Here is a 2993-nt window from a genome sequence, read left to right as displayed (position 1 = left end):
GTGGGAACGCCGGTTTACCAGACCTAATCTTCAACTATTCAAAACTGCGTGATTTCACCCACGCCTGCCCTAAATCCCACACTTTTTATGCTGACATATTGCTTATTCTTGGTTTAACTTTTTAAACCGGAACCACAGCACCATGAAAAAACGTCTTTCTCCCTTAGCCATGATGATTTTGACCGGACTGGCAAGCGCTCCTTTGTATGCCGCCCATGAACACGATGATGAGATGCTGGACAGAGTGACGGTCACAGCTGCTTCTGTTCCAACGGTGGACAGCACAACATTGAGCGAAAATGACATCAGTGCTCAACGTGCTTATAAAAGTGATACCGCCGCATTTCTCAATGATGTGGCGGGCATGTCGATGTATTCAGGTGGTGGCGTCGCTGGACTGCCGTTTATGCGTGGCTTTGCTGATGATCGCCTGCGTATAAAGGTTGATGGCATGGATTTGATTTCAGCCTGTGCCAATCATATGAATCCGCCCCTCTCCTATCTTGCTCCCTCGCGTGTTTCAGAGATTCAGGTTTATTCCGGTATTGCCCCGGTCAGCTTGGGTGGTGACAGTATCGGTGGCACCATTATCGCCAAGTCAAAACAACCGGAATTTGCAGCAGATGGCCAGACTATCACCAAAGGTGAAATTGGCAGTTACTATCGGAGTAATGGCGATGCCCGCGGTGGTCATCTCTCCACCACGCTGGCATCAGAAGACTTTAGTATCACTTATACCGGCTCAACCGCTAAAGCGAATAACTATAATGCTGGTGGCAATTTCAAACAGGCGGGAAATGCTGCCACCGACGGCCGTTCTTTGGATGCAGATGAAGTCGGATCCTCTGCTTATGAAAGCCGGAATCATGCGATTGATTTCGCTTATAAACTGGATAATCACCAACTGCAGCTTAAATTTGCCCATCAGGATATCCCCTATCAGGGCTGGCCAAATCAACGTATGGATATGACCGAAAACCGCAGCAATCAAATCAACCTGATCTACAACGGCATGTTTGACTGGGGCTCACTGGAAACCTCGCTTTACCGTGAAAAAACCCATCACAAAATGCAGTTTGGTGATGACAAACAGTTTCTCTATGGCTCAGGAATGATGATCGCCAATGGTATGCCAATGGAAACCGAAGGTGATAACCGCGGCCTATCGGTTAAAGCCGAAATCAATGCCAATCAACGCGATCTGTTCCGTGTAGGAACAGAATTACAACGCTATCGTCTGGATGATTTCTGGGAAGCATCCGGTGGCATGATGATGGCTCCGAATACCTTCTGGAATATCAATAATGGTGAGCGGGATCGCTATGGTGTATTTGCTGAATGGGAAGCCGCCTGGAACAGCCAGTGGACTACCGTCGCGGGCATACGCCATGAAACCGTCAAGATGAATACCGATGAGGTACAAGGCTACAACACCAATATGATGATGTATCAGGCGGCGGCGGATGCGTTTAATGCCAGTGACCGTGATATCACCGATCATAATATTGATGCGACCTTGCTGGCGCGATTCAAACCTTCGGCTACCCACGATTATGAATTCGGCTACGCCCAGAAAACCCGTTCGCCCAACTTATACGAGCGCTTTGCCTGGTCAACCAACGGCATGGCGATGCGTATGGTCAATCTGGTCGGAGATGGCAATGGCTATGTGGGCAATGTTGATCTGGATCCTGAAATCGCCCATACCTTGAGCTTCACCGCCAATTTCCATGATGCGAAACAACATGACTGGCATGTGTCACTGACACCTTATATTTCCTATGTCGATGATTTTATTGATGCAGAACGCTGCAGCACAGGCGGTGGCGCTTGTACGGCAGCCAATCTCACAACCGATAATGATTTTGTTTATCTTCAATACCAGAATGTCTCAGCCAAACTCTATGGTATGGATGTATCAGGTTTCAAAACGCTTTATCAGTCAGAAAAATGGGGACAAATCACCGGAACTGCCACCCTCAGTTATGTAAGAGGTAAAAACCGTGATACCGGCGATGATCTTTATAACATCATGCCGCTGAACTCCACCTTATCGCTGGAGCACAGCAAAAACGGCTGGCGTAATAATGTCGAATGGGTGCTGGTCGCTGGCAAAGACAAGGTCAACAACGAACGCAACGAAATCGAAACCGCCGGTTATGGTCTGGTCAATCTGCGAACCAGTTATGAATGGAAACAGGCGCGCGTCGATTTTGGTATGGAAAACGTCTTTGACCGACTCTACAGTCACCCACTTTCCGGTGCGTATGTAGGTCAGGGTGCCACCATGAACACATCGGTTCCATGGGGTGTGACGGTGCCTGGCATGGGCAGATCAGTTTATGCGGGTTTGACGTTGAAATTCTGATTTTTAACAAGCTGGAAGCAGATCAATAAAGCTAAAAATGTGACCTGCTAAACAAATATTTTCACCCATAAAACAAGGGGGCAATCACTGCCCCCACCTTTGTGTTTATTTTTATGCTCTCAGCCATTTAGCACTATGCGAATCAGGCTAAAGCTCGTTCTAAAGCTCTGCATGTAAACGTATCCGTTCTCTCCTGCCATAGCTCTATTAAAATTAATTCCCCCCAAAAAGCTAACTTTCTCAATGAGGGAAAACTCTCCATCCTCTGTTGAAAAATGGAGGTTAGATCTTGCATTGATAGATTATTCGACCTAAAGTTATGACAGTCCATAGAATATTGGAATATCAAGTGCAGTCATGTAGTGAAGAACATCAGCAACGCAATTGCAGCAGCAACGAACCCAGTGTTCAGCAACTGGAACGCACTGCTGCATTGTTCAAGGCATTAGGTGATCCATCGCGACTGACTCTTTTGTATCGTTTACGGCAAGGTGAACTCTGCGTAGGCGATTTGGTCACCACTGAAAACAAGCTATCTACCGTCTCAGCCCGTTTACAAACATTACTGAATGCGAATCTGGTGACCCGGAGACGGGATGCCCGACATCTTTATTACCGACTAGCC

General features: G+C 47.3%; 2 protein-coding genes. Both read left to right on the top strand.

Annotation, left to right across the window (positions count from 1 at the left end):
- Positions 1 to 142: 142 nt before the first annotated feature.
- Positions 143 to 2368, top strand: a complete 2226-nt coding sequence (locus B3O33_RS02150) for a TonB-dependent receptor plug domain-containing protein (protein ID WP_292362480.1) — start codon at positions 143 to 145, stop codon at positions 2366 to 2368.
- Positions 2369 to 2717: 349 nt separating this feature from the next.
- Positions 2718 to 2993: ArsR/SmtB family transcription factor (locus tag B3O33_RS02145; protein WP_292362837.1), on the top strand; the 276-nt coding region annotated here is incomplete at its 3' end.

The organism is Methylophaga sp. UBA1464, assembly GCF_002325665.1.
In the GTDB taxonomy this organism is placed as follows: Bacteria; Pseudomonadota; Gammaproteobacteria; order Nitrosococcales; family Methylophagaceae; genus Methylophaga.
Note: the sequence above shows the minus strand (reverse complement) of the source record. Positions and strands in the feature narration are given on the sequence as shown.